Below are 1,539 nucleotides of genomic sequence, written 5' to 3'. Positions count from 1 at the left end.
AAGGTGAAAAGAAATAGTTGAATGAAGAGTTTGATCCTGGCTCAGGATGAACGCTGACAGAATGCTTAACACATGCAAGTCGATGGGGAAGTGGTGCTTGCACCATGGTAACCATGGCGGACGGGTGAGTAACGCGTAAGGAACTTGCCTGCGGGACTGGGATAACAGCAGGAAACTGCTGATAATACCGGATAAGGTCATTAAGCTGCATAGCTTAGTGATGAAAGGAGACGCCTGCGGAGAGCCTTGCGTCCTATTAGCTAGTTGGAGGGGTAACGGCCCACCAAGGCGAAGATAGGTAGCCGGCCTGAGAGGGTGGACGGCCACAAGGGGACTGAGATACGGCCCTTACTCCTACGGGAGGCAGCAGTGGGGAATATTGGACAATGGGGGCAACCCTGATCCAGCAATTCTGTGTGCACGAAGACGGTTTTCGGATTGTAAAGTGCTTTCAGCAGGGAAGAAGTAAGTGACGGTACCTGCAGAAGAAGCGACGGCTAAATACGTGCCAGCAGCCGCGGTAATACGTATGTCGCGAGCGTTATCCGGAATTATTGGGCATAAAGGGCATCTAGGCGGCCTTTCAAGTCAGGGGTGAAAACCTGCGGCTCAACCGCAGGCCTGCCTTTGAAACTGATAGGCTGGAGTACCGGAGAGGTGGACGGAACTGCACGAGTAGAGGTGAAATTCGTAGATATGTGCAGGAATGCCGATGATGAAGATAGTTCACTGGACGGTAACTGACGCTGAAGTGCGAAAGCCGGGGGAGCGAACAGGATTAGATACCCTGGTAGTCCCGGCCGTAAACGATGATTACTGGGTGTGGGCAGGAAGACTGTCTGTGCCGAAGCGAATGCGATAAGTAATCCGCCTGGGGAGTACGGCCGCAAGGCTGAAACTCAAAGGAATTGACGGGGACCCGCACAAGCGGTGGAGCATGTGGTTTAATTCGACGCAACGCGAGGAACCTTACCAGATCTTGACATCCCGCGAACGCCCATGAGGATGGGCGGTGCCTTCGGGAACGCGGAGACAGGTGGTGCATGGCTGTCGACAGCTCGTGTCGTGAGATGTTGGGTTAAGTCCCGCAACGAGCGCAACCCCTGTTGCTAGTTACCATCATTAAGTTGGGGACTCTAGCGAGACTGCCTGCGAAGAGCAGGAGGAAGGTGGGGATGACGTCAAGTCATCATGCCCCTTATGATCTGGGCTACACACGTGCTACAATGGGCTGTACAGAGAGGAGCGAGGCGGTGACGCGGAGCGAATCTTGAAAGCAGTTCGAAGTTCGGATTGAAGTCTGCAACTCGACTTCATGAAGTTGGAATCGCTAGTAATCGCGGATCAGCAATGCCGCGGTGAATACGTTCTCGGGTCTTGTACACACCGCCCGTCACACCACGAGAGTTGTCTGCACCTGAAGTTACTGGTCTAACTTTGGAGGAAGGTACCTAAGGTGTGGATAGTGATTGGGGTGAAGTCGTAACAAGGTATCCGTACCGGAAGGTGCGGATGGATCACCTCCTTTCTAGGGAGAGA

At 53.5% G+C, this 1,539-nt stretch carries 1 rRNA gene; it reads left to right on the top strand.

What is annotated here, in order from left to right:
* Positions 1 to 18: 18 nt before the first annotated feature.
* Positions 19 to 1,528, top strand: a 16S ribosomal RNA gene (locus HMPREF1984_RS09870).
* Positions 1,529 to 1,539: the final 11 nt, after the last annotated feature.

Origin of the sequence: Leptotrichia sp. oral taxon 215 str. W9775 (assembly GCF_000469505.1) — a bacterium.
Taxonomy (GTDB): Bacteria; Fusobacteriota; Fusobacteriia; order Fusobacteriales; family Leptotrichiaceae; genus Leptotrichia_A.
Note: the sequence above shows the minus strand (reverse complement) of the source record. Positions and strands in the feature narration are given on the sequence as shown.